22 protein-coding genes are annotated in these 23,095 nt (G+C 73.4%); 10 read left to right on the top strand and 12 right to left on the bottom strand.

Annotated features, from left to right (window positions below; genetic code table 11):
• Positions 1 to 116: 116 nt before the first annotated feature.
• A complete protein-coding gene (locus AB0J08_RS35070) occupies positions 117 to 515 on the bottom strand; it encodes an ACT domain-containing protein (protein WP_360642188.1) in 399 nt (132 codons plus the stop codon).
• Positions 516 to 603: 88 nt separating this feature from the next.
• A complete protein-coding gene (locus AB0J08_RS35065; RefSeq protein ID WP_360642186.1) occupies positions 604 to 1,899 on the bottom strand; it encodes a hypothetical protein in 1,296 nt (431 codons plus the stop codon).
• Positions 1,900 to 2,235: 336 nt separating this feature from the next.
• Here AB0J08_RS35065 and AB0J08_RS35060 point away from each other — a divergent pair, with 336 nt between their 5' ends.
• Positions 2,236 to 2,904, top strand: coding sequence for a PadR family transcriptional regulator (locus AB0J08_RS35060; RefSeq protein ID WP_360642184.1), 669 nt, complete (start codon positions 2,236 to 2,238; stop codon positions 2,902 to 2,904).
• A 90-nt stretch (positions 2,905 to 2,994) separates the two neighbouring features.
• Here AB0J08_RS35060 and AB0J08_RS35055 read toward each other — a convergent pair whose 3' ends face one another.
• Both AB0J08_RS35055 and AB0J08_RS35050 read right to left on the bottom strand, forming a co-directional pair.
• The gene (locus tag AB0J08_RS35055) at positions 2,995 to 3,195 is read right to left on the bottom strand and encodes a hypothetical protein (protein ID WP_360642182.1); all 201 of its coding nucleotides are present in this window, start codon (positions 3,193 to 3,195) and stop codon (positions 2,995 to 2,997) included.
• 26 nt (positions 3,196 to 3,221) lie between these two features.
• Positions 3,222 to 3,452 (bottom strand): hypothetical protein, encoded by a 231-nt coding sequence (locus AB0J08_RS35050; RefSeq protein ID WP_360642180.1) that lies wholly within the window; start codon positions 3,450 to 3,452, stop codon positions 3,222 to 3,224.
• Positions 3,453 to 3,941: 489 nt separating this feature from the next.
• Here AB0J08_RS35050 and AB0J08_RS35045 point away from each other — a divergent pair, with 489 nt between their 5' ends.
• Entirely contained in the window at positions 3,942 to 4,643 is a 702-nt protein-coding gene (locus tag AB0J08_RS35045; RefSeq protein WP_360642178.1) for a bifunctional DNA primase/polymerase, read from the top strand.
• Positions 4,644 to 4,703: 60 nt separating this feature from the next.
• Here AB0J08_RS35045 and map read toward each other — a convergent pair whose 3' ends face one another.
• The gene (gene map / locus AB0J08_RS35040; RefSeq protein ID WP_360642176.1) at positions 4,704 to 5,549 is read right to left on the bottom strand and encodes a type I methionyl aminopeptidase; all 846 of its coding nucleotides are present in this window, start codon (positions 5,547 to 5,549) and stop codon (positions 4,704 to 4,706) included.
• Positions 5,550 to 5,653: 104 nt separating this feature from the next.
• Here map and AB0J08_RS35035 point away from each other — a divergent pair, with 104 nt between their 5' ends.
• On the top strand, positions 5,654 to 5,887 hold the full coding sequence (locus AB0J08_RS35035; RefSeq protein WP_360642174.1) for a hypothetical protein: 234 nt from the start codon (positions 5,654 to 5,656) through the stop codon (positions 5,885 to 5,887).
• 61 nt (positions 5,888 to 5,948) lie between these two features.
• On the opposite strand, the gene AB0J08_RS35030 is transcribed toward AB0J08_RS35035, so the two are convergent.
• Positions 5,949 to 6,617: a GNAT family N-acetyltransferase gene (locus tag AB0J08_RS35030; RefSeq protein WP_360642172.1), complete on the bottom strand. Its 669-nt coding sequence runs from the start codon at positions 6,615 to 6,617 to the stop codon at positions 5,949 to 5,951.
• A gap of 128 nt (positions 6,618 to 6,745) precedes the next feature.
• Positions 6,746 to 7,345, bottom strand: coding sequence for a hypothetical protein (locus tag AB0J08_RS35025; protein ID WP_360642170.1), 600 nt, complete (start codon positions 7,343 to 7,345; stop codon positions 6,746 to 6,748).
• A gap of 47 nt (positions 7,346 to 7,392) precedes the next feature.
• On the opposite strand from AB0J08_RS35025, the gene npdG reads away from it, so the two are divergent.
• Both npdG and AB0J08_RS35015 read left to right on the top strand, forming a co-directional pair.
• Entirely contained in the window at positions 7,393 to 8,085 is a 693-nt protein-coding gene (npdG, locus tag AB0J08_RS35020) for an NADPH-dependent F420 reductase (RefSeq protein ID WP_360642168.1), read from the top strand.
• Between the two features lie 134 nt (positions 8,086 to 8,219).
• Positions 8,220 to 8,414, top strand: a complete 195-nt coding sequence (locus AB0J08_RS35015; protein ID WP_360642166.1) for a hypothetical protein — start codon at positions 8,220 to 8,222, stop codon at positions 8,412 to 8,414.
• Positions 8,415 to 8,433: 19 nt separating this feature from the next.
• Here the strand turns inward: AB0J08_RS35015 and AB0J08_RS35010 are convergent, their stop codons facing one another.
• A complete protein-coding gene (locus tag AB0J08_RS35010) occupies positions 8,434 to 9,249 on the bottom strand; it encodes a site-2 protease family protein (protein WP_360642164.1) in 816 nt (271 codons plus the stop codon).
• Positions 9,250 to 9,425: 176 nt separating this feature from the next.
• On the opposite strand from AB0J08_RS35010, the gene AB0J08_RS35005 reads away from it, so the two are divergent.
• Positions 9,426 to 12,779: a BTAD domain-containing putative transcriptional regulator gene (locus AB0J08_RS35005; RefSeq protein WP_360642162.1), complete on the top strand. Its 3,354-nt coding sequence runs from the start codon at positions 9,426 to 9,428 to the stop codon at positions 12,777 to 12,779.
• Positions 12,780 to 12,829: 50 nt separating this feature from the next.
• Here AB0J08_RS35005 and AB0J08_RS35000 read toward each other — a convergent pair whose 3' ends face one another.
• The 3 genes from AB0J08_RS35000 to panB all read right to left on the bottom strand — a co-directional run bounded on the left by AB0J08_RS35000 (position 12,830) and on the right by panB (position 15,708).
• Positions 12,830 to 13,642, bottom strand: coding sequence for an ABC transporter permease (locus AB0J08_RS35000; RefSeq protein ID WP_360642160.1), 813 nt, complete (start codon positions 13,640 to 13,642; stop codon positions 12,830 to 12,832).
• Entirely contained in the window at positions 13,639 to 14,661 is a 1,023-nt protein-coding gene (locus tag AB0J08_RS34995) for an ATP-binding cassette domain-containing protein (RefSeq protein ID WP_360642158.1), read from the bottom strand. The genes AB0J08_RS35000 and AB0J08_RS34995 overlap by 4 nt, the downstream gene beginning before the upstream one ends.
• Before the next feature lie 177 nt (positions 14,662 to 14,838).
• Positions 14,839 to 15,708: a 3-methyl-2-oxobutanoate hydroxymethyltransferase gene (gene panB, locus AB0J08_RS34990; RefSeq protein ID WP_360642156.1), complete on the bottom strand. Its 870-nt coding sequence runs from the start codon at positions 15,706 to 15,708 to the stop codon at positions 14,839 to 14,841.
• Positions 15,709 to 15,993: 285 nt separating this feature from the next.
• Between panB and AB0J08_RS34985 the strand changes: the two genes are divergently transcribed.
• The 3 genes from AB0J08_RS34985 to AB0J08_RS34975 all read left to right on the top strand — a co-directional run bounded on the left by AB0J08_RS34985 (position 15,994) and on the right by AB0J08_RS34975 (position 19,858).
• Positions 15,994 to 17,622 carry an MFS transporter gene (locus AB0J08_RS34985; RefSeq protein ID WP_360642154.1) on the top strand — a complete coding sequence of 543 codons (1,629 nt, stop codon included), beginning with the start codon at positions 15,994 to 15,996 and terminating at the stop codon, positions 17,620 to 17,622.
• A 191-nt stretch (positions 17,623 to 17,813) separates the two neighbouring features.
• A complete protein-coding gene (locus AB0J08_RS34980; protein ID WP_360642153.1) occupies positions 17,814 to 18,446 on the top strand; it encodes a TetR/AcrR family transcriptional regulator in 633 nt (210 codons plus the stop codon).
• Between the two features lie 269 nt (positions 18,447 to 18,715).
• Positions 18,716 to 19,858 (top strand): endonuclease/exonuclease/phosphatase family protein, encoded by a 1,143-nt coding sequence (locus AB0J08_RS34975; protein WP_360642151.1) that lies wholly within the window; start codon positions 18,716 to 18,718, stop codon positions 19,856 to 19,858.
• 27 nt (positions 19,859 to 19,885) lie between these two features.
• Here the strand turns inward: AB0J08_RS34975 and AB0J08_RS34970 are convergent, their stop codons facing one another.
• Positions 19,886 to 21,640, bottom strand: coding sequence for an NAD+ synthase (locus AB0J08_RS34970; protein WP_360642149.1), 1,755 nt, complete (start codon positions 21,638 to 21,640; stop codon positions 19,886 to 19,888).
• Positions 21,641 to 21,790: 150 nt separating this feature from the next.
• Between AB0J08_RS34970 and AB0J08_RS34965 the strand changes: the two genes are divergently transcribed.
• Positions 21,791 to 23,095, top strand: a 1,305-nt coding sequence (locus tag AB0J08_RS34965) for a glutamine synthetase family protein (RefSeq protein ID WP_360642147.1), incomplete at its 3' end; no start/stop codon positions are given.

Raw genomic sequence — 23,095 nt, 5'->3', positions numbered from 1 at the left:
CCGTCTCCCTTCCTGTCGGGGGCTGACCGACCTGGCGGGCGCTCAGCACTCCCAGTCTCGGAGTCCCGCGAGGGAGCGGCCACTCGGCGCACCCGGACAGGCGCTGCCCCGGGGCCCTAGGCGGACCGGGCCGACAGCTCCTCCAGCGCGCGCACCGCCCGGTCGGCGTCGTCGGCGCCGACGAACAGGTGGTCGTGGTGGAAGCCCGCCACCACGTTGCAGCTGATCCCCTCCTCGGCCAGCCGGCCCGCCACGGCGGCGGTGAGGCCGACGGCCTCCAGTGCCGAGTGGATGTGCAGGGTGATCCAGGCCGCCACGTACTCGTAGCGCAGGCCGAGTGCGTCGGCCTCCTCCTGCGCGACGACCACCGTGACCCCCTCGGGTTCGGCGACCGTCACCACCGGCCGCAGTCCGGCGGGCACCTTCGCGGGCAGCGTGCAGTACACGTAGCGCCCCGGGTTGAGCAGCGGGCGCATTCCGCGCAGCAGGGTCGCAAGATCTCGTTCACCGGCCATGCCCGCCACCGTAACGGCTGGGGGCGGGCGGTGGCCCGCCGCCGGCCCCGCCGTGACGGCGTGTCGGCGGCGGGCGGGCCGGCTCCGGTCAGGCCTGCGACTTGTGGCGCCGGCTCTTCAGCATCAGGGCGCGCGAGAACTGGTCGTCGGCGGTGGTCGTCTTCTTGGGGAAGTTGACGTTCATCAGCTTCTGGTAGGCGTCGGGTCGGAACTCGGCCATCAGGAGCCAGCCGCTGCGGACGTACTCGGTGGGCGCGCTGTTCCCGGCGCCGTCGGTCCCGTCGATCTTGCCCGCGTAGTGGCGCGGAGCCTTGCTCATCACGTCCACGAAGGTGTTCGCCAGCGGGGCGAGCATGGCCGGGGTGATCTTGTACCGGCCGGACAGGTACGCCCGGTACAGGCCCGCGCAGTCCAGGCTGCCGTGGTTGTTGTCCTCCTTGCCGTTGGTCGCCGGGGCGTACCCCCAGTCGTAGGCGGGCTTGCCGGAGTGGTCGGTGTAGGTGCGCACCGAGGAGAAGAACCAGTCGACGCTGGTCTGCACCAGGGAGTCGTACCGCTTGACCCGTTGCGGGTCGTCGCCGAGGAGCTGGTGGGCGATCGCCAGGTTCTGGAAGGCGTAGTTGAACATCATCTGCTGGTTCCACGGCACCGGCTGGCCGCCCTTGTAGGGCGAGTCCGCCGCGAAGTACTGGCGGTTGCCCTTGGAGACGTCCAGCAGCCGGGCCAGGATGTGCCGGTCGACGGCGGTGTCGGCCTCGGCGACGAACTTCTTGGCCCGGTCGAGGTAGGTGGCGCCGTACCCGTGCGGGTCGCCGGTCGCCACGGGCGTCTGCCAGATGGCCGGCGTGCGCAGGATCAGCCGGGCGCAGTTGGCGAGGTGTCCCACCGGGTCGCCCTGCTCGCCGCCGGTGCCGACGGGCTTGGTGGTGACGTCGTTGGGCCAGGCGGGGTCGACCTTTCCGGTCCAGAGCACGTGCTGCCCGACCGGGCGCTTGGCCAGGTCGTTGCGCTCGGAGAGGACGGCGTCGCAGAAGCCGATCATCCGGTCGAGGACCGCGCGGTCGGCCGAGACCTCGTACACCAGGCCCATCGCCTTGGTGTCCTCGCCGCTGTGCCCCTGGGCCCACTGGTTGCCGATGTTGTCCGCGGCCGGGGTGAGCGTCCGGATGTAGGACGTGAAGGACTTGATCTCGTCCGGGGTGACGGGGCCGTCCAGGCTGCTGAACGTCAGGGCGGGGCGGGTGCTGCGGGCCGCCGCCACGGGGGCCGTCGCTCCGGTCCCCTCCTGCCCGGACGCCACGCCGGCGATCACGATCACGCCGACGCTGAGGCTGATCAGCCTCGTGCTTCCGAGCAGGAGCTTCACGGGTGTTCTCGGGGCCATGTGCGGACCTCCTGGGCGCCGGTCAGGCCGTCTGACCGTGGTGAGCCGTTGTTCGGGCGCGCCGTGGGCGCGGCTGGCCGAACCGGCCGGCCCGGAGGGCCGACACCAGGGTTGACGGCCCTCGTGCCGGCCCGGGTTCACCGTCGGCGGGCCGCCCGCGGCCGGCGCCGGGCTCGTCGTCGAACGGTGTGGCGGGGTGGGCTCCCGTCCGGCCGGCGCCGGCCGGACGGCGGCCCGAGCAGTCGGAAACGATTGACGGGCGACAGTCACCGATATATCGTCGAGCTATTGAGACAGTGACGTGAACACTGTCCGTCCCATCAGGAGGTGAGCGCGATGCGCTCCGGAATGCGATTCGGTGAAGGGGGCCCGCGCGGCGGTAGGCGTCGCGGACGGGGCCCGGAGTCCGGGGAGTTCCCCGGGGAGGGGTTCGAGGGCCGCGGGGCGTTCGGCGCCTTCGGGCCGCCGTTCGGCGGCCCCGGGCGGCCGCCCGGCGGGCCGTTCGGCCACGGCTTCGGCGGGCACGGCGGTCGCGGGCACGGCCCGCGCGGCCGGCGCGGCGGGCGGGCCCGGCGCGGCGACGTGCGGGCCTCGCTGCTCGCCCTGCTGAAGGAACGGCCGATGCACGGCTACGAGATGATCGCGGAGATCACCGAGCGGACGGGCGGGGCCTGGCGGCCGAGCCCGGGCTCGGTCTACCCCAACCTCCAACTGCTGGAGGAGGAGGGCCTGATCACCGCCGAGGAAGTGGGCGGCAAGCGGCTGGTCTCGCTCACCGAGGCGGGCCGGGCCGAGGCCGAGGCCGGGCCCGCGGAGCCGTGGGCGGAGGCCGGCCGGGAGGTCGACTGGGAGGCCGTCCAGGAGGTCGGCCAGGCGCTCGGCGCGGTCGACCAGGCGATCCGCCAGGTGATGGCGACGGGGACGGAGGCGCAGCGCGCCAAGGGCCTGGCGGTGCTCAACGAGGCCCGCAAGAAGCTCTACCTGATCCTCGCCGAGGATGCCTGACCGCGCGGGGATGCCCGACCGCCCGAGGGGCCTGACGGCCGGAGGGGTCGGCCCGGAGGGGGCCGGGGGCGCGGCGGACGGTGCCGCCGCTCAGCCGCGGACGGCGAACAGCGCCACGCAGGCGAGCAGCAGCACCGTCCAGCCGAGCCAGAGCCAGCCGTTCGGGCCGAGCACCGCGCTGTAGAGGCTGACCACCACCAGCAGCGCGGCGGTGACCGCCGCGACCTGCCGGTTGTGCTGGGTCACGGCCTGCGGCCGGCTCCTGGAGCGGTGTCGTACGGTCTTCGCCATGGCCGTCCTCCCGAGGGGAGCGGCCGTCACCCGGAGGCGCGGGCGGTGGCCGTCTCGTCGTACTCGTAGCGCCAGAACCAGCGGGCGCCCCGCTGCTGCTTGGCCCGGACGTACACCAGTGTGCGCGCGGGAGTCTCCCCGTGCGCGGGGACCGGCACCTTGTAGGTCTTGGGCACGCCGTACATCGGCCCCAACGGGATCGGGAGGATCCGGCCGTCTAGGGGGCCGCCGACGAATTCGGTGTCCGCGCTCTTCACCCCACCAGGGTCTCACTCCGCCGCGGCCGACCGGCGGGCGACCGACGGCCGACCGGTGGCCGGTGGCCGCTCCGGGGTACGCGGCGCAGGTGAGGGCGCGCGCGGGGGCGGTGCGGGGGAGGGGCTGTGAGGGTCGGGTGCCGGGAGTGTGACCGGAGAGGCACCGCCCCCGGTCATCCGAAGGCCCCGCGCACCCTTATCCTTCCTGTTACGCCCTCGGGGTTCACCCGGGTCAGCGGGCCCCGTACGGGCCGGGTGAGGCGCACCGCGGTGTGCCCGCCGGGCCGCCGAGCGCAGTCTCTGTACTGCCGCGACTCCGTGCCGTGACCCGGGCGTCGGCCGTCCGGCAACCCCGGCTCCGGCCGGCAGGGCGAGGACAGCAGGGCCGAGCACCGTCCCGGGAAGCAGCGGGGGGCGCTGTGCGTTGCGTCGGAGTGGTACGTCGAATGCTGTGTCACACCAGGCACGGCAGTGCGCGGAAGGGGCCCGATGGAAGCCGGCAGCAGGTGGACGACCTGGTGGCAGAAGCGTGATCGTCAGCGGGCCCGGTCGGCCGAGGCGGACAGCCCCGCCGCCAGACTGGATCAGCTGCTCGGCGCCGTGCGCGCCGGCTTCCCACTGGCACCCGCCGCCCACCCGGCCGGCTACCGCTGTTCCTGCGACCGGGTGGCCTGTCCGGCCCCCGCGCAGCACCCGGTCTCCTTCGCCTGGCAGACCCAGGCGACCACCGAGCCGGAGCAGGTGGCCCGCTGGCTCTCCCGGGACCCTCTGGCCAACTTCATCACCGCCACCGGCCGCGCCCATGACGTCCTGGACGTCCCGGCCGAGGCCGGCCGGCTGGCGCTCGACCGCCTCACGGCGCTGGGCGTCGAGGGCCCGGTGGCCGCCGTCGGCGAGGACCGCTACCTCTTCTTCACCGCCACCAGGGGCACCCCGGTGGACGAGGACGAGTGGTGGCCGAGCGCGCTGGACTCCACGCCGGACACCATGTCCGAGCACCCCGGCCTGCGCTGGCACTGCCGCGGCTCGTACACCCTGCTGCCCCCGGCCGCGCTGCCGGACGGCTCGCAGGTCAGCTGGCTGCGCGGGCCCGAGCAGCCCCTGCCGGATCCGCTGCGCGTCCTGGACGTGCTCACCGACGCCTGCACCGAGGTCGGCGCGGTCGCCGAGGAGCAGTGGCTGATCGGGTAGGTCCTGTCCGGCCGGTCCCGCCGACCGGACAGTCCCCGATGCGTCCGCCGGGGGAGCGGGCTACGGCAGGGTGAGCACCTCCGCGCCGTCGGCGGTGACGACCAGCGTGTGCTCGAACTGGGCGGTGCGCTTGCGGTCCTTGGTGACGACCGTCCAGCCGTCGGCCCAGACCTCGTAGTCGTAGGTGCCCAGGGTCAGCATCGGTTCGATGGTGAAGGTCATCCCCGGCTTGATCACCTCGGTGGCCCGCTCGCTGTCGTAGTGCGGGATGATCAGGCCGGAGTGGAACGACGTGTTGATGCCGTGCCCGGTGAAGTCCCGCACCACGCCGTAGTCGAAGCGCTTCGCGTAGGACTCGATCACCCGGCCGATCACGTTGATCTGCCGCCCCGGCTTGACGGCCTTGATCGCCCGGTCGAGGGACTCCCGGGTGCGCTCGACCAGCAGCCGGGACTCCTCGTCCACGTCGCCGCAGAGGTAGGTGGCGTTGAGGTCGCCGTGCACCCCGTGGATGTACGCGGTGGCGTCGATGTTGACGATGTCGCCGTCCTGCAGCACGGTCGAGTCCGGGATGCCGTGGCAGATCACCTCGTTGATCGAAGTGCAGATCGACTTGGGGAAGCCCCGGTAGCCGAGGTCGGACGGGTAGGCGTCGTGGTCGCACATGTAGGCGTGGGCGACGGCGTCGAGCGCGTCGGTGGTCACACCCGGCGCGATCAGCTTGGCGGCCTCCTCCATCGCCCGGGCGGCGATCCGGCTCGCGATCCGCATCTTCTCGATCGTCTCGGCGGTCTGCACCTCGGGCCCGGTGTACGGCGTCGGCGCGGGCCGTCCGACGTACTCGGGGCGTGCGATGTGCGCCGGGACCTTGCGGGTGGGGGACTGGATGCCGGGTACGAGAGCCATGGCCGCGAGTCTATCCGCCGGTCCCCGGCCACCCGGGGGTGTGCAGGAGGGGCGGCCGCGAGCCATGATCGGTACGACAGGTCCGTCGAACGGGAGTGACCGCCATGCCCCTGGGATTCCACCGCAAGCCGACCGGACTGCCGGGCGAGTGGTTCTACTGCATCAAGCACGCCAAGGTGGAGGAGGGGCCGGAGTGCCCCGCCAAGGACCGCCTCGGCCCCTACGCCACCCGCGAGGAGGCCGCCCACGCACTGGCGACCGCCGAGGAGCGCAACCGGGAGTGGAAGAGCGAGGACGCGCGCTGGAACGACCGGCCGGCGGAGGGCGGCGAGAACTGACCCGGCCCCCGGCCCCGCCCGCAGTGGCGGGGCCGGTACGGGCGGTCGGGGTGGTGCCGCGTCAGCCGCCCTGCGGGCCGAGGTACTTGGCGCTGGTCAGCGGCGCGATCACCCGCCAGCCCAGCGCGGTGTACAGCGCGTGCCCGTCCGGCGTCCCGGCCAGCACGCCGGTCTGGGCCCCCCGGTCGTGCGCCGCGCCCGACAGCGTCCGCATGACCAGCGAGCCGAGGCCCCGGCGGCGGTGCTCGGCGGCGGTCTCGATCTGGTCGGCGACGGCGGTCGCGCCGGTGGTGGCGATCTGGCCGCGGGCCGCCAGCGAGCCGTCCTCGGCGGTGACCAGGGCGCGGACGAGGTCGCCGCGGGCCCAGGTGCGCAGCCGGTAGCCCTCGGGGGCGGTGAGTCCGTGGGCGGGGGTGAGCGGGACGGTCATCAGATAGCCCGGCTCGTCGTCGACCCACCAGTGGGGCCCGAGCCAGGGGGTGATGACCGCCGGCTCCGCGAAGATCTTGAGCCACGTCCCCGGGGCGCGCGCCGCGTCGGCGGCCTTGCGGACGTCGGCCTCCCGTACGGCGCTCCCCGTGGCGTCCAGGATGTGCCGGGTCACATGGTCGGTGATGCCGACGTCGACGGTGTACCCCCAGGGCTCCACGATCGGCGGCGCCGCCGACCGTGACACGACCCACCCGTCCACCCAGCTCCGTACGACGTTCTCCGCCGTGGTCTCCAGCATGGCCACCCCTCCGTTCGCCGGACGTCAACGGAGATCAGAGTAATGGGCTCTGCCACACTGTGTCACTTACTTTCTTCGGGGTGGCACCGACCCGGCCGGTCGGCCCGCCGCTCCCCGGCCCGTCCCGCCTACCAGCGGCTGAGCCCCGGCCCGGCGGTGAGCCGCCCGGCGAGCGCCGCCAGCCGGTCGAGCGGCCGCCGCCGGGCCGGAGCCTGCCCGGCGGCGGCGCTGACCAGGTGCTGCGCGAGGTCGAACGGCTCCTCCTCGGTGGTGCCGACCGCCAGCCGCTCGTGCGCGAGACCCGCCAGGTCGCCCCGCTCGGCGGGGCCGTCCACGGCGAGCACCGTCGCCCCGCCGCGCCGGGCGTCGTGGACCCGTTCGAGCAGCGGTGCCCCGGCCGCCGTCGGGGCCACCACCAGCACCGTCGCCCCGCGCCCGGCCTCGGTCAGCCGCCGCAGGCCGTGCGCCAGGTGGGCCGGCGCCCGGGCGGGCACCCGGTGCCGCAGCAGGGTCGGCGCCAGCCGGGGGACGTCGGACCAGGCCGCCTCGTCGTCCAGATGGGCGGCCAGGTGCCAGGGCTCGTACTCCTCGGTGCCGACCAGCAGCAGCTCCCCGGCCCCGCGCCGGGAGACCGCGTGCCGCAGCGAGCCCGCGAAGCCGCCGACCGCCTCCAGCCAGCCCGTGCCGGTCAGCTGCGCCCGGAGTGCCGAAACTCTCACCGCGTCCATACGCCACAGAATGTCGCGGGGGGCCGGGCGTTTGGCAGGATCGGCCCATGACTTCCCTCGATTCAGCGACAAACCCGGCCCACGAGCTGCCGGACGTCTCGCAGCTGGTGGTCGGTGTCCTCGGCGGCACCGGCGACCAGGGGCGGGGGCTCGCCCACCGGCTCGCCAAGGCCGGCCAGCAGGTGATCATCGGCTCGCGCGACGCGGCCCGCGCCGAGGCCTCGGCGGCCGAACTCGGCCTCGGCGTGCGCGGCGCCGACAACGCGACCACCGCGCGCGAGAGCGACATCGTGATCGTCGCGGTGCCCTGGGACGGGCACGCCGCCACCCTCTCCGCCCTCCGCGAGGAGTTGGCCGGAAAGATCGTGGTGGACTGCGTCAACCCGCTCGGCTTCGACAAGCAGGGCGCCTACGCGCTGGTGCCGGAGGAGGGCAGCGCCGCCCAGCAGGCCGCCGCGCTGCTGCCGGACTCCCGGGTCACCGCCGCCTTCCACCACCTCTCGGCGGTGCTGCTCCAGGACGAGTCGGTCGAGCGGATCGACACCGACGTGATGGTGCTCGGCGACGAGCGTGCCGCCACCGACCTCGTCCAGGCGCTGGCTGCCCGGATCCCGGGGATGCGCGGCATCTTCGCCGGCCGGCTGCGCAACGCCCACCAGGTGGAGTCGCTGGTCGCCAACCTGATCTCGGTCAACCGCCGCTACAAGGCCCACGCGGGCCTGCGGATCACCGACGTCTGAGCCGACGCCCGCGGCACCGGGCGAACCGGCCTCCGGGCGCCGGCGGGCGTGCCGACCTCACCCCTGGACCGGCCCGGGGGTGAGGTCGGCGAGAATGGGGGCCGACCGTCACCCGGCCTTAGGAGCTCCCCGCCATGCCCCGCACGTCCCTCTTCGCCTCGATCGTCGTCGTCCTCGCCCTGGCCGCCGCCGTGGTCTCCATGGTGCAGGGCAACTGGGTGGGCCTGGTCTGGATCCCGCTGGCCGGGGTGGCCAGCAACGTCCTGTGGCTGAACCTGCGCCGGGCGAAGCTGGCGAAGGCCGCCGCCGAGCGGGCCGGGACCTCCTGAACGGGGCCGGCTCTCCCGGCTAGTCCTTCCAGAAGGTGAACAGGTCGTGGCCGACCTGCGCGTACAGCCGGTCGACGCCGAGCAGGTCCATCACGCCGTAGACGGCCTCGAAGAAGTAGTGGTTCACCTCGGGCTGCCAGAGCAGCGCGAAGATCGCCAGCATCCCGTACGGGGCGAACGGCTCGACCGAGCGGCGGGCCTTGTGGGACAGCCAGGGCTCGATGATCCCGTAGCCGTCCAGGCCCGGCACCGGCAGCAGGTTCAGCAGGGTCGCGCTGAGCTGCAGCATGCCGAGGAAGCCCAGGGCCAGCGCCAGCGGCGACACGCTCAGCTCGTAGCCGTTCCAGACCGCGTGCACCTCGCTGCCGTCCAGCCAGCCGGCCCCGACCGGCACCAGGATCAGCACCGCGGCGACCAGGTTCACCAGCGGGCCGGCCGCCGAGACCAGGCTGTGCTTGAGCCGCCCCTTGATCCGGTGCCGCTCGATCCAGACCGCGCCGCCGGGCAGGCCGATGCCGCCGAACAGCACGAAGACGATCGGCAGCACGAAGCTCAGCAGCGCGTTGGCGTACTTGAGCGGGTTGAGCGTGAGGTAGCCCTTGGCACCGACGGTGATGTCGCCGCCGTGCAGCGCGGTGCGCGCGTGGGCGTACTCGTGCAGGCAGAGCGAGACCATCCAGCCCGCCACCACGAACAGGAAGACCCCGAACCGGGCGTTGCCGTAGCCCGCGTAGACCGCCCAGCCGGAGGTCACGAGGGTCGCCAGCATCGCCCAGAACACCGGGCTGATCCGTCGGTCCTCGCTGCGCGAGCGCTGCGTTGCGGCGAAGGTCATGGCGTGGTCGCTCCGGGGGTCAGGGGTGCGGACAGGGGACCGATCATGCCCGGCGGGCCCGTCGCCGGACAAGCCGTCCCCGGTGAACGTACGGCGCCCGGGCTCCGGTTCCGACCTCCGGACCCGGCCGGGAAAACGTGTGCGTGGCACCATCGGCCATCGACCAGAATGGGCGGGTGCACTACGGCATCCTCGGTACCACCACGGCCCACCACGACGACGGCACGCCGGTCCCGCTCGGCGGTGCCCGGCTGCGGGCGCTGCTCGCCGCGCTGGTCCTGCGGCAGGGCCGGCCGGTGCCGGCCGACCTGCTGGTGGACGAGGTGTGGGACACCGATCCACCGCAGGACTCCTCCGCCGCGCTGCAGACCCTGGTCGGCCGGCTGCGCCGCACCATCGGCCGCGACCGGGTCGGCTCCGGCCCGGCCGGCTACTGGCTGACCGAGCCGAGGACGGACCTCGGCGACTTCCAGCGCCTCGCCGACGAGGGCCGCCGGGCGCTGGAGGACGCCGACCACACGCTGGCCGCCGAGCGGCTGCGCGCCGCCCTGGCGCTCTGGCGCGGCCCCGCCCTCGCCGACCTGCCCGACCGCGGCGGCCCCGCCGCCCGGCTGGAGGCCCGGCGGGACGAGGCCCGCCGGCACCGGATCACGGCCGACCTCGGCCTCGGCCGGGCCGCGGAGCTCACCGCCGAGCTCACCGAGCTCTGCGAGCGGCAGCCGCTGGACGAGCACCTGCAGTACCTGATGGTCCGGGCCCTGCACGAGAGCGGGCGCACCGCCGAGGCGCTGCGCCACTACGAGCGGACCAGGCGCGCCCTGGCGGACGAGCTCGGCGTCGACCCGGGCCGTCGGCTCCAGGACCTCCACGCCGTGCTGCTGGCCCCGGTCGAGGCGCCCCGGTCGCCGGTGCGCGAACAGACGCCGCCACCGGCCCCCCAGCCGTCCCGCGGCGCGGGCAACCTGCGCGGCCGGCTGACCAGTTTCGTCGGCCGGGAGGGCGACCTCGGCGCGCTGCGCACCGCCCTGACCGGCAGCCGGCTGGTCACCCTGACCGGCCCCGGTGGCTCCGGCAAGACCAGTCTCTCGATCGAGGCCGGCCGCGCCGAGCAGGGTGCCGGCCGCTGGCCGGACGGCGTCTGGCTGGCCGAGCTCGCCCCGCTGGAGAGCCCGCAGGCCGTCCCGGGCGCGGTGGTCTCCGCGCTCGGCCTGCGCGAGACCGTGCTGCACACCGGCGGCAAGGTCGCCGAGGTGCTGGAGAGCCGGGCCGAGGACCCGGTCCGCCGGCTGGTCGAGTACTGCGGCCACCGCCGGATGCTGCTCGTCCTGGACAACTGTGAGCACCTGATCCAGGCCGCCGCCGACCTCACCGACCAGTTGCTCGCCGAGTGCCCCGGCCTCACCGTCCTCGCCACCAGCCGCGAACCGCTGGGCGTCCCCGGCGAGAGCGTCCTGCCGGTCGAGCCGCTGCCCGACCCGGTGGCGCTGCGTCTGCTCGCCGAGCGCGCCGCCGCGGCCCGGCCCGGCTTCGACCCGCAGAGCGACCCGGCCGCCTGCGCCGAGATCTGCCGCCGGCTGGACGGCCTGCCGCTCGCGATCGAACTGGCCGCCGCCCGCCTGCGGGTGATGACGGCCCGCCAGATCGCCGACCGCCTGGACGGCCGGTTCGCGCTGCTCACCGCCGGCAGCCGCACCCTGCTGCCGCGTCAGCAGACCCTGCGGGCGGTGGTCGACTGGAGCTGGGACCTGCTGGGCAAGCAGGAGCGGGCGGTGTTGCGCCGGCTCTCGGTCTTCGCCGGCGGCTGGCGCCTGGAGGACGCCGAGGCGGTCTGCGCCGACGAGGCCGAGGTGCCCCGCGAGGAGGTCGCCGACGTCCTGCTCTCGCTGGTCGACAAGTCGCTGCTGGTGGCCGACCTGGGCGGCGAGGGCCTGCCGCGCTACCGGATGCTGGAGACCATCCACGAGTACGCCGCCGAGCGGCTGGCCGGGGCGGCGGAGCGGAGCGGGACCGAGCGCCGGCACGTCGAGCACTTCCGCGAGCTGGTCCGCACCGCCGAGCTGCACCTGCACGGCCCGGACCAGCTGGCCTGGCTGGCGGTGCTGGAGCGGGAGCAGGACAACATCCGGGCCGCGCTGCGGCGGGCGGTCGACGGCGGCGACGAGCACGAGGCGCTGGTCCTCGTGCTCGGCATGAGCTGGTACTGGTCGCTGCGCGGCTTCGGCCTGGAGGCCCGCAACTGGTACGAGGCGGTGGGCGCGATCGGGCCGGACCCGTTCGGTCCGGACACCCTGCCGGTGGAGCCGCTGGAGCGGCCGGTGCTGGAGCACGGCATGCCGCTGCCGCCCGAGGTGGCGGCGGAGGCCCGCCGCGAGGTGGCGATGTACCGGCTGGTCGGGCTCTTCGAGGGGAACCTGGACGTGCTGGGCGACCGCGAGGCGCTGCAGCTCGCCCAGCACCTGCTCGACGCCTACACCCCGGAGCTGCCGCAGGCTAACCGGTTCCCCGGCCTGATGCGGGTGTTCGGGGCCTTCCTGGCCGGCCGGATGGAGCAGATGGAAGAGCTGCTGACCGATGCGGTGGAGGGCTGTCGCCGGCACGGCAGCGACAACGACCTGGCGTTCATCCTGCAGATCCGGGCCAAGATGCTGAACGATCTGCCCGGCGGACTGGAGCAGTCCGTCCGGGACGGCGAGGAGTCGCTGGAGCTGTTCCGGCGCTGCGGCGACCGCTGGGGGATGTCCCAGGCCTACGCGGCCCGCGGCGAGTCGATGGCCAATCAGGGGCGGTCCGAGGAGGCCGTCGCCGCCTACCGGCAGGCGATCGGGATGGCCGAGCTGCTGGGCGCCCCGCAGGAGGTGCCGATGCTGAAGGTGCAGCTCGGCGGGGCGATGCTCGGCAGCGACCTCGCCGGGGGCGAGCGGTGCGTCCGGGAGGCCCTGGCCGGGGTCGATCCGGGCGAGAGCCAGGCGGCCAACGGCGCGTTGCTCTTCGGGCGCCTGATCCTCTGCGGCATCCACGCCCAGCGCGGCGAGTACCACGAAGCGCTCGGCGAGCTGGACGAGCTGAGCGCGCGCAGGGTGGGCGCCTTCGCACCCGGCCTGGTGGACGGGATGCTGACGGTCACCCGGGGCTGGGTCACCGCCCTCGCCGGGGATCCGGAGCTCGGGCTCGGACTGCTGCACGAGGGGCGGCGGTTGCTGTCCGACGTGCCGGAGGCGGCGAGCGGCCTCGCCGAGCGGATGTCGGTGATGCTGGTGCCCCCGACGATCGGTGTGCTGCGGTCCTTCGCCGAGCGCGACGACGACCTCGAAGCGGCCCGCCGGGCGGCCGTCCTGCTCGGCTCGTACGCCGGTCTGAACGGGCCGAAGGGCGGCTACCTGGACCGGGTCGAGGGCGAACGCGCCGAGGCGAGCCTGCGCGCGCTGCTCGGTGCGGACGCCTACGCCGCCGCCCACGCGCAGGGCGCCGGCCTGTCGATCACCCAGGCGGGCACCCTGCTCGATCTGATGACCGACTGGCCGGCCGGCTGACCTCCCGTCCCAGGGGTCTGCCGGCCGGCCGGATCACGGGGTGCGGTCCGTCAGGTCCGCTTGCGGAAGCGGGCCACCGCGAGCGGTGCGAAGACCACGGTGATGCCGATCGACCAGCCCAGCACGATGAGCACCGGGTGGGCCACCGCGCCCTCGCCGTTGAGCAGCGCCCGGCAGGCGTCGGCGAGGGCCGAGAGCGGGTTGACGTCGGTGAAGGACTGCAGCCAGCCGGGCATGGTGCCGGTCGGGGCGAAGATCGAGCTGCCGAACTGCAGGGGCATCAGGACGAGCATGGAGACCCCCTGGACGGCCTGGGCGCTCTTCAGCGCCATGCCCAGCAGCATCGAGATCCAGACGATCGACATGCCGAACAGCAGCGACAGCCCGATCGCGGCCAGCAGCTCCAGCGGGCCGGTCTTCACCTCGAAGCCGAGGATCAGCGCGAAGCCGATCAGGATGGTGAAGGAGAGCAGCGCCCGGCAGGTCTCCGCGGCGATCTTGGATATCAGCACGGAGGAGCGGCCGATCGGCAGCGTCCGGAACCGGTCCATCACCCCGGTCTGGAAGTCGCTGTTCAGGCCGGTGCCGACGGCCATCGCCAGGGTGATCCCGGTCTGCCCGAGCAGACCGGGGATCAGGTACTGCTTGTACCCGTCCTGCCCGACGGACATCGCGCCGCCGAACACGTAGACGAAGAGCACGATGAAGATGACCGGCATCAGCACCGCGTCGAACATCGACTCCGGGTCCGCCTTGATCCGCATCAGGTTGCGGCGGGTCAGGGCGCCGATGTGCCGGAAGGTCCCGGCCAGGCCGATCCGGGTGTCCTCCACCCGGGCGGGGGCGACGGTTGCGGTGGTCATGCGACGGGCTCCTTGACGAGGCTCGGGGCGGGGGCCGCGGCGGTCGCGGACTTGCCGGTGATGGTGAGGAAGACCTCGTCGAGGCTGGGCACCCGGGTGTCGATGCCGGCGAGCGCGAAGCCGCGGGTCCCGAGCACCCCGACCACGGCGGTCAGCTGCTCCTCGCCGGTGATCGGCACCGAGAGCAGCCCGGTGTCGGCGGAGACGGTGGCGTCGGCGATCCCGGTCTCGTGCAGGCAGCGGGCCATCTCGGGCAGTTCGGCCGGGTGCACCGGGCGGACCTGCAGGGTCCGGCCGCCGACCTGGGCCTTGAGTTCGGCGACCCCGCCGGAGGCGATCACCCGGCCCCGGTCGATCACGGTCAGCTCGTCGGCGAGCTGCTCGGCCTCCTCCATGTACTGGGTGGTGAGGAGCACCGTGGTGCCTTCGGCGACCATCCGCTGCACCTCGTCCCAGACCTCGTTGCGGGTGCGCGGGTCCAGGCCGGTGGTGGGCTCGTCCAGGTAGAGCACCCGGGGGCGGCCGATCATGCTGGCGGCCAGGTCGAGGCGCCGGCGCATGCCGCCGGAGTAGGTCTTGGCGACGCGCTTGGCGGCCTCGGTGAGCGAGAAGCGCTCCAGCAGCTCGGTGGCGCGGGCCTTGGCGTCCGTGCGGGAGAGGTCCAGCAGCCGGCCGATCAGGTAGAGGTTCTCGTAGCCGGAGAGCATCTCGTCGACGGAGGCGTACTGGCCGGTCAGGCCGATCGTGCGGCGCAGCTGCTTGGGCTGGCGCAGTACGTCGTAGCCGCCGACGAAGGCGGTGCCGGCGTCCGGCCTGATCAGGGTGGAGAGGATCCGGACGAGCGTGGTCTTGCCCGCCCCGTTGGGGCCGAGCACACCGAGGACGGTGCCTTCGCGGACGGTGAGGTCGACACCGTCGAGCGCCTTGGTCGCGCCGTAGTGCTTGACGATGCCGCGGACCTCGACGGCGTTGCCCGTGGCGGGCCCCCGGTCGTTCGGGGCGGTGGCGATTCGTGTCATGCCCCCAGGCTGTCCGACCCGGCTGTCGCGGTGCTGTCGCCGTGCGACCGGCCCCGGCGGCCCGCTGTCATCGTGCTGTCGCGACGCTGTCGCGCTGCTTCCGGCGCCGCGGCCCGGGCCGCCGACGGGGTACGGCGCGGGCACCGCTCCCTGGGGAGCGGTGCCCGCGCCGGCCGGTCAGTGGAAGGTGTGCTCCGGGGCCGGGAAGGCGCTGGAGCGCACGTCGGCGGCGAACTCGCGGGCGGCCTCGCCGAGCACGGTCCGCAGGTTGGCGTACTGCTTGACGAACTTCGGCACCCGGCCGGCCGTCATGCCCGCCATGTCCGTCCAGACCAGCACCTGGGCGTCGGTGTCCACGCCCGCGCCGATGCCGACGGTCGGGATCGCCAGCTGCTCGGTGACCTGGGCGGCCAGCTCGGCGGGGACGGCCTCCAGCACCACCGCGAAGGCGCCGGACTGCTGGACGGCCTTGGCGTCGCGCAGCAGCTGGTGCGCCGCCTCGTCGCCGCGGCCCTGGACGGGGTAGCCGCCGAGGGCGTGCACGGACTGCGGGGTGAGCCCGATGTGCGCCATCACCGGGATGCCGGCCTCGACCAGCAGCTCGATCGAGCGGGCGCTGCGCTCGCCGCCCTCCAGCTTGACCGCGCCGACCCCGGCCTCCTTCATCAGCCGGGCGGCGTTGTGCATGGCCTGCGCGGGGGACTCCTGGTAGGAGCCGAAGGGCAGGTCGGCGACGATCATCGCCCGCTTGGTGCCGCGGACGACGGCGGCGGAGAGCATCACCATCTGATCCATGGTCACCGGCACGGTGGTCTCGTAGCCGAGGTGGCAGTTGCCCGCCGAGTCGCCGACCAGCAGGACGGGGGTGCCGGCCTCGTCGAAGACGCCCGCGGTGAGGGCGTCGTAGGCGGTGAGCATCGACCACTTCTCGCCGCGCTGCTTGGCGGCGGCGAGATCGCGTACGGTCACGCGGCGGTTGGTGACCCCACCGTAGAGGGTGGCGGTCGACGCCTGGTTCTGGGCAGGCGAGGGCGAAGAAGCGTTCATCGAACAGGCTCCTGAAGGGTCGTCGTCTCGTGGCGCCGTGTGGCGTCCCCGGATCCCCTCCATGCTTGCACGCCCCGGCGCGGGCGCAAAGAGGCGTGCCCCGGCCGGGTTGCGATCTGCGGCACAGCGGGCCCGGCTCCCGATGCGCCCGGTCCTTTTGCCCGATCTTTACGAAACGGATTCGTCTCGTATCGAAAGTCGCGCTACGCTGATCCGGGGGTTACGAGACGCACACGACTCGGAATTGCCCGCCAGTGACACGCCACCACGGACGGGAAGACCGCAATGACCACCGCAGCCGCACCACCTCGCGTGCCGGAAGCCATCCACCGCCGACGCTGGGCGATCCTCTGCACCCTGGTGCTCGCCCTGCTCGTCGTCGTTCTGGACAACTCGATCCTGAACGTCGCGATGAAGACCATCGCGTCCCCGGCGCCCACCGGGCTCGGCGCCAGCCAGAGCGACCTGGAATGGTCGATCAACTCCTACACCCTGGTCTTCGCCGGACTGCTGTTCACGGCGGGCCTGCTCGGGGACCGGTTCGGCCGCAAGCGCGCCCTGCTGGCCGGCATGGTGGTCTTCGGCATAGCCTCGCTGCTCTCCGCGCTGGCCGCCTCGCCGGGTGAACTCATCGGCTACCGCGCGCTGATGGGGGTCGGCGGCGCGCTGGCGATGCCGGCCACGCTCGCCATCATCATGAACGTCTTCGAGCGTGCCGAGCAGCCCAAGGCGATCGGCATCTGGGCCGGCGCGGTCGGCCTCGCCATCGCGATCGGTCCGATCACCGGCGGCCTGCTGATCGAGCACTTCTGGTGGGGCTCGGTCTTCCTGATCAACGTCCCGATCGTGGTGATCGCCGTGATCGCGATGGTGCTGCTGGTGCCCGAGTCGAAGGACCCGAACCCGGGCCGGCTCGACCCGATCGGCGTGCTGCTCTCGATCATCGGTCTGGTCGCGCTGATCTTCGGCATCATCAAGGGCGGCGAGCTGGCCGACTTCACCTCCCCCCAGGCCTGGGGGCCGGTGCTGGTCGGCGTGGTCGCGCTGGTCGCCTTCGTGCTGTTCGAGCGCCGCACCGCGCACCCGGCGCTGGACGTCACCTGGTTCCGCAACAAGGTGTTCAGCGCCTCCGTGGTCGTCGTCGGCGTGGTCTTCTTCGCGCTGATGGGCGTCTCCTTCTTCGGCGTCTTCTACATCCAGAGCGTGCGCGGCTACAGCGCGCTCCAGGCCGGTGTGCTGATGCTGCCGCTGGCCGCCGCCCAGCTGCTGTTCGCCCCGCGGGCCCGGCTGGTGGTGGACCGCTTCGGCGTCCGCGCCACCTGTGCCGGCGGCATGGCGCTGATCGCGATCGGCTTCCTCGGGTACCTGCTGCTCGGCGCGGACACGCCGATCTGGGTCCTGGTCGTCCTCGGCCTGCTGATGGGCAGCGGCATGGCGCACGTGATGCCGCCGGTCACCGTCGCCATCATGGGCTCGCTGCCGCGCGAGAAGGCCGGTGCCGGTTCGGCGATCAACAACACCTTCCGCCAGGTCGGCGGTTCGCTCGGGGTCGCGGTGCTCGGCGCGGTGCTCTCCACCGTCTACCGCGACGGGATGGCCGACCAGCTGGACAAGCTGCCGACCGAGGCGCTGCGGGAGAAGGCGGGCGAGTCCCTGGAGGCCACCCTGGCCGTGGCCGGCAAGCTCGGCCCGCAGGGCGCCGAGCTGATCGGCCCGGCCAACGCCTCCTTCATCGACGCCATGCACGTGGTGGCCGGCCTGTCGGCCGGCGTCACGGCGATCGGCGCGCTGCTCGCCTGGTTCCTGCTCCCCGGCCGGATCCCGGCGGGCGGCCCCGGCGGCGCGCCGGGCGGCGCACCCGCCCCGGAGAAGGCGGCCGGCCCCGTGCGGGAGACCGAGGCGGCCGACGCCTGAACCGGTCGCGGCCCGCCGGACCCCGGCTGAGCTGCGGCTGAGCTGAGCGAGAATGGCCCCCGGCCGCCCGGACCCGTCCGGGCGGCCGGGGCCACCGTGCGTGCGGCGGCTTCCACCGGGCCGGAGCGCGGACGACAATCGGAAGTGGAACGGCGCCGCGCGCCCGCGACCATCGAGGGAGACCAGCGGGGATGAAGACGGACACCACGGTCGCGCCGGACTGCGCCGGCCCGCGTCGGGGCCGCCCGCGCAGCGAGGCGGCCGAGCAGGCCATTTTCACCGCCGTCGAGGAACTCATGGCGGCCGGCACCGGTCTGGCCGAGCTGACCATCGAGGGCATCGCCACCGCCGCCGGCGTCGGCAAGGCCACCATCTACCGGCGCTGGCCCAACAAGGAGGCGCTGCTGGTCGACATGGTCAGCAGGCTGGAGGCGCCCGCCCCGGAGAGCACCGGCGGCGCCGTCCGGGACGACCTGATCGCGATGGTCGAGTACATGCGCAAGCGCGGCCTCGCCAAGCGCTCCCGCTGGGTGCTCAAGGCCGCGCTCAGCCAGATGCACAGCTGGCCCGAGCTGCACGCCGCCTACCGCGAGCGGGTGATCACGCCGCGCCGGATGCTGGCCCGCGACCTGATCCGCCGGGGCATCGCCGAGGGCGCGCTCCGGGGCGACCTCGGCGAGGAGCTCCTCGCCGACCTGCTGATCGGTCCGATCCTCACCCGCAGCATCCTGTGGGAGGAGTCCGACCTCGACGATCCCGAGCTGGCCACCCGGATGATCGACGCGCTGCTCCAGGGCCTGGCCGGCCCGGCCGCCCGCGACTGACGGGCCCGGTACCGGGGCCGTCGCCGCGATCCCGCCGCGGCCCGCCCCGCCTCCGGCCCGGTGTCCGCCGTCCCGCCCGTCCGGGCACCCGGCGTGGCCTGGCTCACCAAATCGGGCCACGCCGGAACCCGCTCCACCGGGCCCGCGTCTGTCCCGGCATAGGCTGAGCCGGGAATCCGATCAAACCGGCACCAGTCCGGCACCGTGCCCGCTTCCGGCGGCCTCGCGCGTCGGACCGGCGGACGGCACGAACGAACGGGAGCCACGGGATGGCGCAGGCGGACTGGACGGACCGGGCGGCACCGGCGGCGGGGGGCGGCGCCCCGGCCGCCGCCGAGGGCACCGGCACCGGTACCAGTACCGGCCCGGGCGGCGCCGACGGCTCCGGAGGCTTCGACGGTGCGGGCGGCTCGGACGGCTCCGGTGGCCCGGAGGCCGGATTCCTGGGGCTGCGCGGCTGGGGCCGGGACGCCCGGGGCGGCACCATCTGGCGGCGCGGCCTGCTGCTCGCCGCCCTCGCGCTGGCCACCGCGGCCCTGCTGGCCTTCCACGCCGAGGTGCCCAACACCGTCGGCAACCTCGGCAGTCTGCTGGAGACCTTCCTGCCCTGGCTCGGCCTGGCCGTCCCGCTCCTGCTGGTGCCCGCCCTGCTGCGCCGTTCCGCCACCGCGCTGATCGCGCTGCTGCTGCCCGTGGTGATCTGGTTCAACATGTTCGGGGGGCTGCTCAGCGACAAGGGCGGCGGCACCGGGGACTGGACGGTGGTCAGCCACAACGTGGCCGCCGCCAACACCGACCCGCAGCGCACCGTGAAGCTGCTGGAGGAGTCGGGCGCCCAGATCGTCGCGCTCCAGGAGCTGGCCGGTAAGCCGATGCGTGCCATCGAGACCGGGCTGGCCGACAGCTACCCGTACCACGCGGTGGAGGGCACGGTCGGGCTCTGGTCCAAGTACCCGATCAGCGGCGTCTCGGTGGTGAACATCAAGATGGGCTGGACCAGGGCCTTCCGCGCCCAGGTCACCACCCCGCAGGGACCGGTCGCGGTGTACGTCGCGCACCTGCCGTCCGTCCGGCTGAAGGCCGAGGGCGGATTCACCGTCGACCAGCGGGACGCCAGCGCCCAGGCACTCGGCGACGCGATCCAGGCCGAGCCGCTGAAGAAGGTGCTGCTGCTCGGCGACCTCAACGGCACCATGAACGACCGCAGCCTCGCGCCGATCACCTCGCAGATGCGCTCGGCCCAGGGCGCGGCCGGCGACGGCTTCGGCTTCAGCTGGCCGGCGTCCTTCCCGATGGCCCGGATCGACCAGATCATGAGCAAGGGCGGTCTGAAGCCCACCGACTCCCGCACCCTGGGCCAGGACGGCAGCGACCACCTCGCGATCGCCGCCGGCTATCGCTACCAGGGGTGATCGGCCCCCGGCGCCACCGGTTGGTGATCAGCCCCGGCGCCACCGGTTGGTGATCGGCAGCCGGCGGTCCCGGCCGAAGCCCTTGGCCGAGATCTTCGGGCCCGGCGGGTACTGCCGGCGCTTGTACTCGGCGGTGTCGACCAGCCGGACGACCCGGTCGACCACCGCGGGGTCGAAGCCGGCCGCCACGATCGCGTCCCGGCCCTGGTCGCCCTCGACGTACAGGCTGAGCACGGTGTCCAGCAGGTCGTAGTCGGGCAGCGAGTCGGTGTCCACCTGGTCCGGCCGCAGCTCGGCGGAGGGCGGCTTGTCGATGGTGTGCTCCGGGATCGGCGCCGGTTCACCGCGCCGCCCGGCCTCCTCGTTGCGCCAGCGGGCGAGCCGGAAGACCAGCGACTTGTAGACGTCCTTGATCGGCCCGAACGCGCCGACCGAGTCGCCGTACAGCGTGGAGTAGCCGACCGCCAGCTCGCTCTTGTTGCCCGGTGCGAGCACCAGGTGCCCCTCCTGGTTGGAGATCGCCATCAGCAGCGTGCCGCGCAGCCGGGACTGCAGGTTCTCCTCGGCCAGGCCGGTCAGCTCGGTGGCCGCCAGGTAGGCGTCGAACATGGGGGCGATCGACACCGTCCGGAAGTGCAGGCCGGTCCGGCGGGCCAGCTCGGCGGCGTCGTCCCGGGAGTGCTGCGAGGAGTACCGGCTCGGCATCGAGACGCAGTACACGTTCCCGGCGCCGACCGCGTCCACCGCGATGGCCGCCACCAGCGCGGAGTCGATGCCGCCGGAGAGGCCGATCAGCACCGAGCGGAAGCCGTTCTTGCGCACGTACGCCCGCGTGCCGGAGACCAGCGCGGCCCAGATCTCGGCCTCGTCCGAGATCCTGGGCGCCACCTCGGCCCGGGCCGGGGCGGCGGGCGCGGGCAGTGGCTCGCCGCCCAGTTCGCAGCGGACCAGGCGCAGCCCGTCGGTGAGCAGCAGCCCGTCGGTGTGGTCGCTGCTGGCGGCCGGCAGGTCGAGGTCGAGCACGAGCAGGTGCTCCTCGAACTGCGGCGAACGGCCCAGGACCGCGCCGTCCGCGCCGACCACGACCGAGTCGCCGTCGAAGACCAGCTCGTCCTGGCCGCCGACCATGTTGACGTAGGCCAGCGGGCAGCCCGCCTCGGCGGCGCGCCGGCGGACCAGCTCCAGCCGGACGTCGTCCTTGTTCTGCTCGTACGGCGAGCCGTTGACCACCAGGAGCAGGCCGGCGCCGACCTCCCGGGCGGCGCTCACCCGGCCGCCGTCCTGCCAGATGTCCTCGCAGATCGCGAGCGCCACGTCCACCCCGTGCAGCCGCAGCACCGGCAGCTGGTCACCGGGGAGGAACCAGCGGTACTCGTCGAACACCCCGTAGTTGGGCAGGTGGTGCTTGGCGAACCGGGTGACCACCTCGCCGCGGTGCAGCACCGCGGCGCAGTTCTGCGGTGACCCGGCCGGCCGGCCGAACCGCGGTGAGGCCTGGTCGGACCGGCCGAGGTAGCCGACCACGACCGGCACCTCGCCCAGCCCCTCCCCGGCCAGCCGCGCGGCCAGCCCGACCAGCGCGGAGCGGGACGCCTCGACGAACGAGCGGCGCAGTGCGAGATCCTCCACCGGGTACCCGGTCAGGGCCATCTCGGGAAAGGCGATCAGCTGGGCACCGGCCTCGACGGCCTGCGCGGTCCGGCGCACCACCTCGTCCGCGTTGCGGTCGACGTCACCGACCCAGGGGTCGATCTGGCACAGGGCGAGACGGAGATTCGGCATGCCACGAGTCTAATCGTCGATCTGACGCGATGTCCTGCCCGGGAGTTGCCACTGCCCTCCGGGGCCGCGATCCGCCATGATGGGCACAGTCGCTTTCGGGTGGTTTCCGGGCGTAACACGAACGTAAAGAGCAGAGGTGAGACTGTCCCCATGGGCAAGCAGCAGGAGTTCGTGCTCCGGACGCTCGAAGAGCGTGACATCCGTTTCGTCCGGCTGTGGTTCACCGACGTGCTCGGGTTCCTGAAGTCGGTCGCGGTCGCGCCGGCGGAGCTGGAGCAGGCCTTCGAGGAGGGCATCGGCTTCGACGGGTCGGCGATCGAGGGCTTCGCCCGCGTGTACGAGTCCGACATGATCGCCAAGCCGGACCCGACCACCTTCCAGATCCTGCCCTGGCGCTCGGAGACGCCGGGGACGGCCAGGATGTTCTGCGACATCCTGATGCCGGACGGCTCCCCGTCCTTCGCCGACCCGCGGTTCGTGCTGAAGCGCACCCTGGAGAAGGCCTCCGAGCTCGGGTTCACCTTCTACACCCACCCCGAGATCGAGTTCTTCCTGCTGAAGAACCTGCCCGGCGACGGCACCCCGCCGATCCCGGCCGACCAGTCCGGCTACTTCGACCACACCCCGCGCGGCGTGGGCCACGACTTCCGCCGCCAGGCGATCACCATGCTGGAGTCGATGGGCATCTCGGTGGAGTTCTCCCACCACGAGGGCGCGCCCGGGCAGCAGGAGATCGACCTGCGCTACGCCGACGCGCTCTCCACCGCCGACAACATCATGACCTTCCGTCTGGTCATGAAGGAGGTCGCGCTGGAGCAGGGCGTGCACGCCAGCTTCATGCCGAAGCCGTTCTCCGACCACCCCGGTTCCGGGATGCACACCCACCTCTCGCTCTTCGAGGGCGACCGCAACGCGTTCCACGAGTCGGGCGCGGAGTACCAGCTCTCCAAGGTCGGCCGCTCGTTCATCGCCGGCCTGCTGAAGTACGCCGCCGAGACGGCCGCCGTCACCAACCAGTGGGTGAACTCCTACAAGCGGATCTGGGGAGGCTCCCAGCGCACCGCCGGCGCCGGTGGCGAGGCGCCGTCGTACATCTGCTGGGGCCACAACAACCGCTCGGCGCTGATCCGCGTCCCGATGTACAAGCCCGGCAAGCAGGGCTCCACCCGGGTCGAGGTCCGCTCGCTGGACACCGGCTGCAACCCCTACCTGGCCTACGCCGTCACCCTCGCCGCCGGCCTCAAGGGCATCGAGGAGGGCCTCGAACTCCCGCCCGGCGCCGACGACGACGTCTGGGCGCTCACCGACGCCGAGCGCCGGGCCCTGGGCATCCAGCCGATGCCGCAGAACCTCGGCGAGGCCATCGACCTGATGCAGCGCAGCGAGCTGGTCGCGGAGACCCTCGGCGAGCACGTGTTCGACTTCTTCCTGCGCAACAAGCGCCAGGAGTGGGAG

The sequence above is a fragment of the Kitasatospora sp. NPDC050463 genome, assembly GCF_040655255.1.
GTDB lineage: Bacteria > Actinomycetota > Actinomycetes > Streptomycetales > Streptomycetaceae > Kitasatospora.
This window is presented reverse-complemented; position numbering and strand designations above follow the sequence as displayed.

Bases quoted from the DNA above. Each gene is read 5' to 3' on its own strand.
- AB0J08_RS35030 (WP_360642172.1), bottom strand. From the start codon at position 6,617: ATGCTGGAGACCACGGCGGAGAACGTCGTACGGAGCTGGGTGGACGGG.
- AB0J08_RS34985 (WP_360642154.1), top strand. From the start codon at position 15,994: ATGACCACCGCAGCCGCACCACCTCGCGTGCCGGAAGCCATCCACCGC.
- map (WP_360642176.1), bottom strand. From the start codon at position 5,549: ATGGCTCTCGTACCCGGCATCCAGTCCCCCACCCGCAAGGTCCCGGCG.
- AB0J08_RS35010 (WP_360642164.1), bottom strand. From the start codon at position 9,249: ATGACCTTCGCCGCAACGCAGCGCTCGCGCAGCGAGGACCGACGGATC.
- npdG (WP_360642168.1), top strand. From the start codon at position 7,393: ATGACTTCCCTCGATTCAGCGACAAACCCGGCCCACGAGCTGCCGGAC.
- AB0J08_RS35065 (WP_360642186.1), bottom strand. From the start codon at position 1,899: ATGGCCCCGAGAACACCCGTGAAGCTCCTGCTCGGAAGCACGAGGCTG.
- AB0J08_RS35070 (WP_360642188.1), bottom strand. From the start codon at position 515: ATGGCCGGTGAACGAGATCTTGCGACCCTGCTGCGCGGAATGCGCCCG.
- AB0J08_RS35060 (WP_360642184.1), top strand. From the start codon at position 2,236: ATGCGCTCCGGAATGCGATTCGGTGAAGGGGGCCCGCGCGGCGGTAGG.
- AB0J08_RS34975 (WP_360642151.1), top strand. From the start codon at position 18,716: ATGGCGCAGGCGGACTGGACGGACCGGGCGGCACCGGCGGCGGGGGGC.
- AB0J08_RS35015 (WP_360642166.1), top strand. From the start codon at position 8,220: ATGCCCCGCACGTCCCTCTTCGCCTCGATCGTCGTCGTCCTCGCCCTG.
- AB0J08_RS35055 (WP_360642182.1), bottom strand. From the start codon at position 3,195: ATGGCGAAGACCGTACGACACCGCTCCAGGAGCCGGCCGCAGGCCGTG.
- AB0J08_RS34980 (WP_360642153.1), top strand. From the start codon at position 17,814: ATGAAGACGGACACCACGGTCGCGCCGGACTGCGCCGGCCCGCGTCGG.
- panB (WP_360642156.1), bottom strand. From the start codon at position 15,708: ATGAACGCTTCTTCGCCCTCGCCTGCCCAGAACCAGGCGTCGACCGCC.
- AB0J08_RS34970 (WP_360642149.1), bottom strand. From the start codon at position 21,640: ATGCCGAATCTCCGTCTCGCCCTGTGCCAGATCGACCCCTGGGTCGGT.
- AB0J08_RS35045 (WP_360642178.1), top strand. From the start codon at position 3,942: ATGGAAGCCGGCAGCAGGTGGACGACCTGGTGGCAGAAGCGTGATCGT.
- AB0J08_RS35025 (WP_360642170.1), bottom strand. From the start codon at position 7,345: ATGGACGCGGTGAGAGTTTCGGCACTCCGGGCGCAGCTGACCGGCACG.
- AB0J08_RS35000 (WP_360642160.1), bottom strand. From the start codon at position 13,642: ATGACCACCGCAACCGTCGCCCCCGCCCGGGTGGAGGACACCCGGATC.
- AB0J08_RS35035 (WP_360642174.1), top strand. From the start codon at position 5,654: ATGCCCCTGGGATTCCACCGCAAGCCGACCGGACTGCCGGGCGAGTGG.
- AB0J08_RS34995 (WP_360642158.1), bottom strand. From the start codon at position 14,661: ATGACACGAATCGCCACCGCCCCGAACGACCGGGGGCCCGCCACGGGC.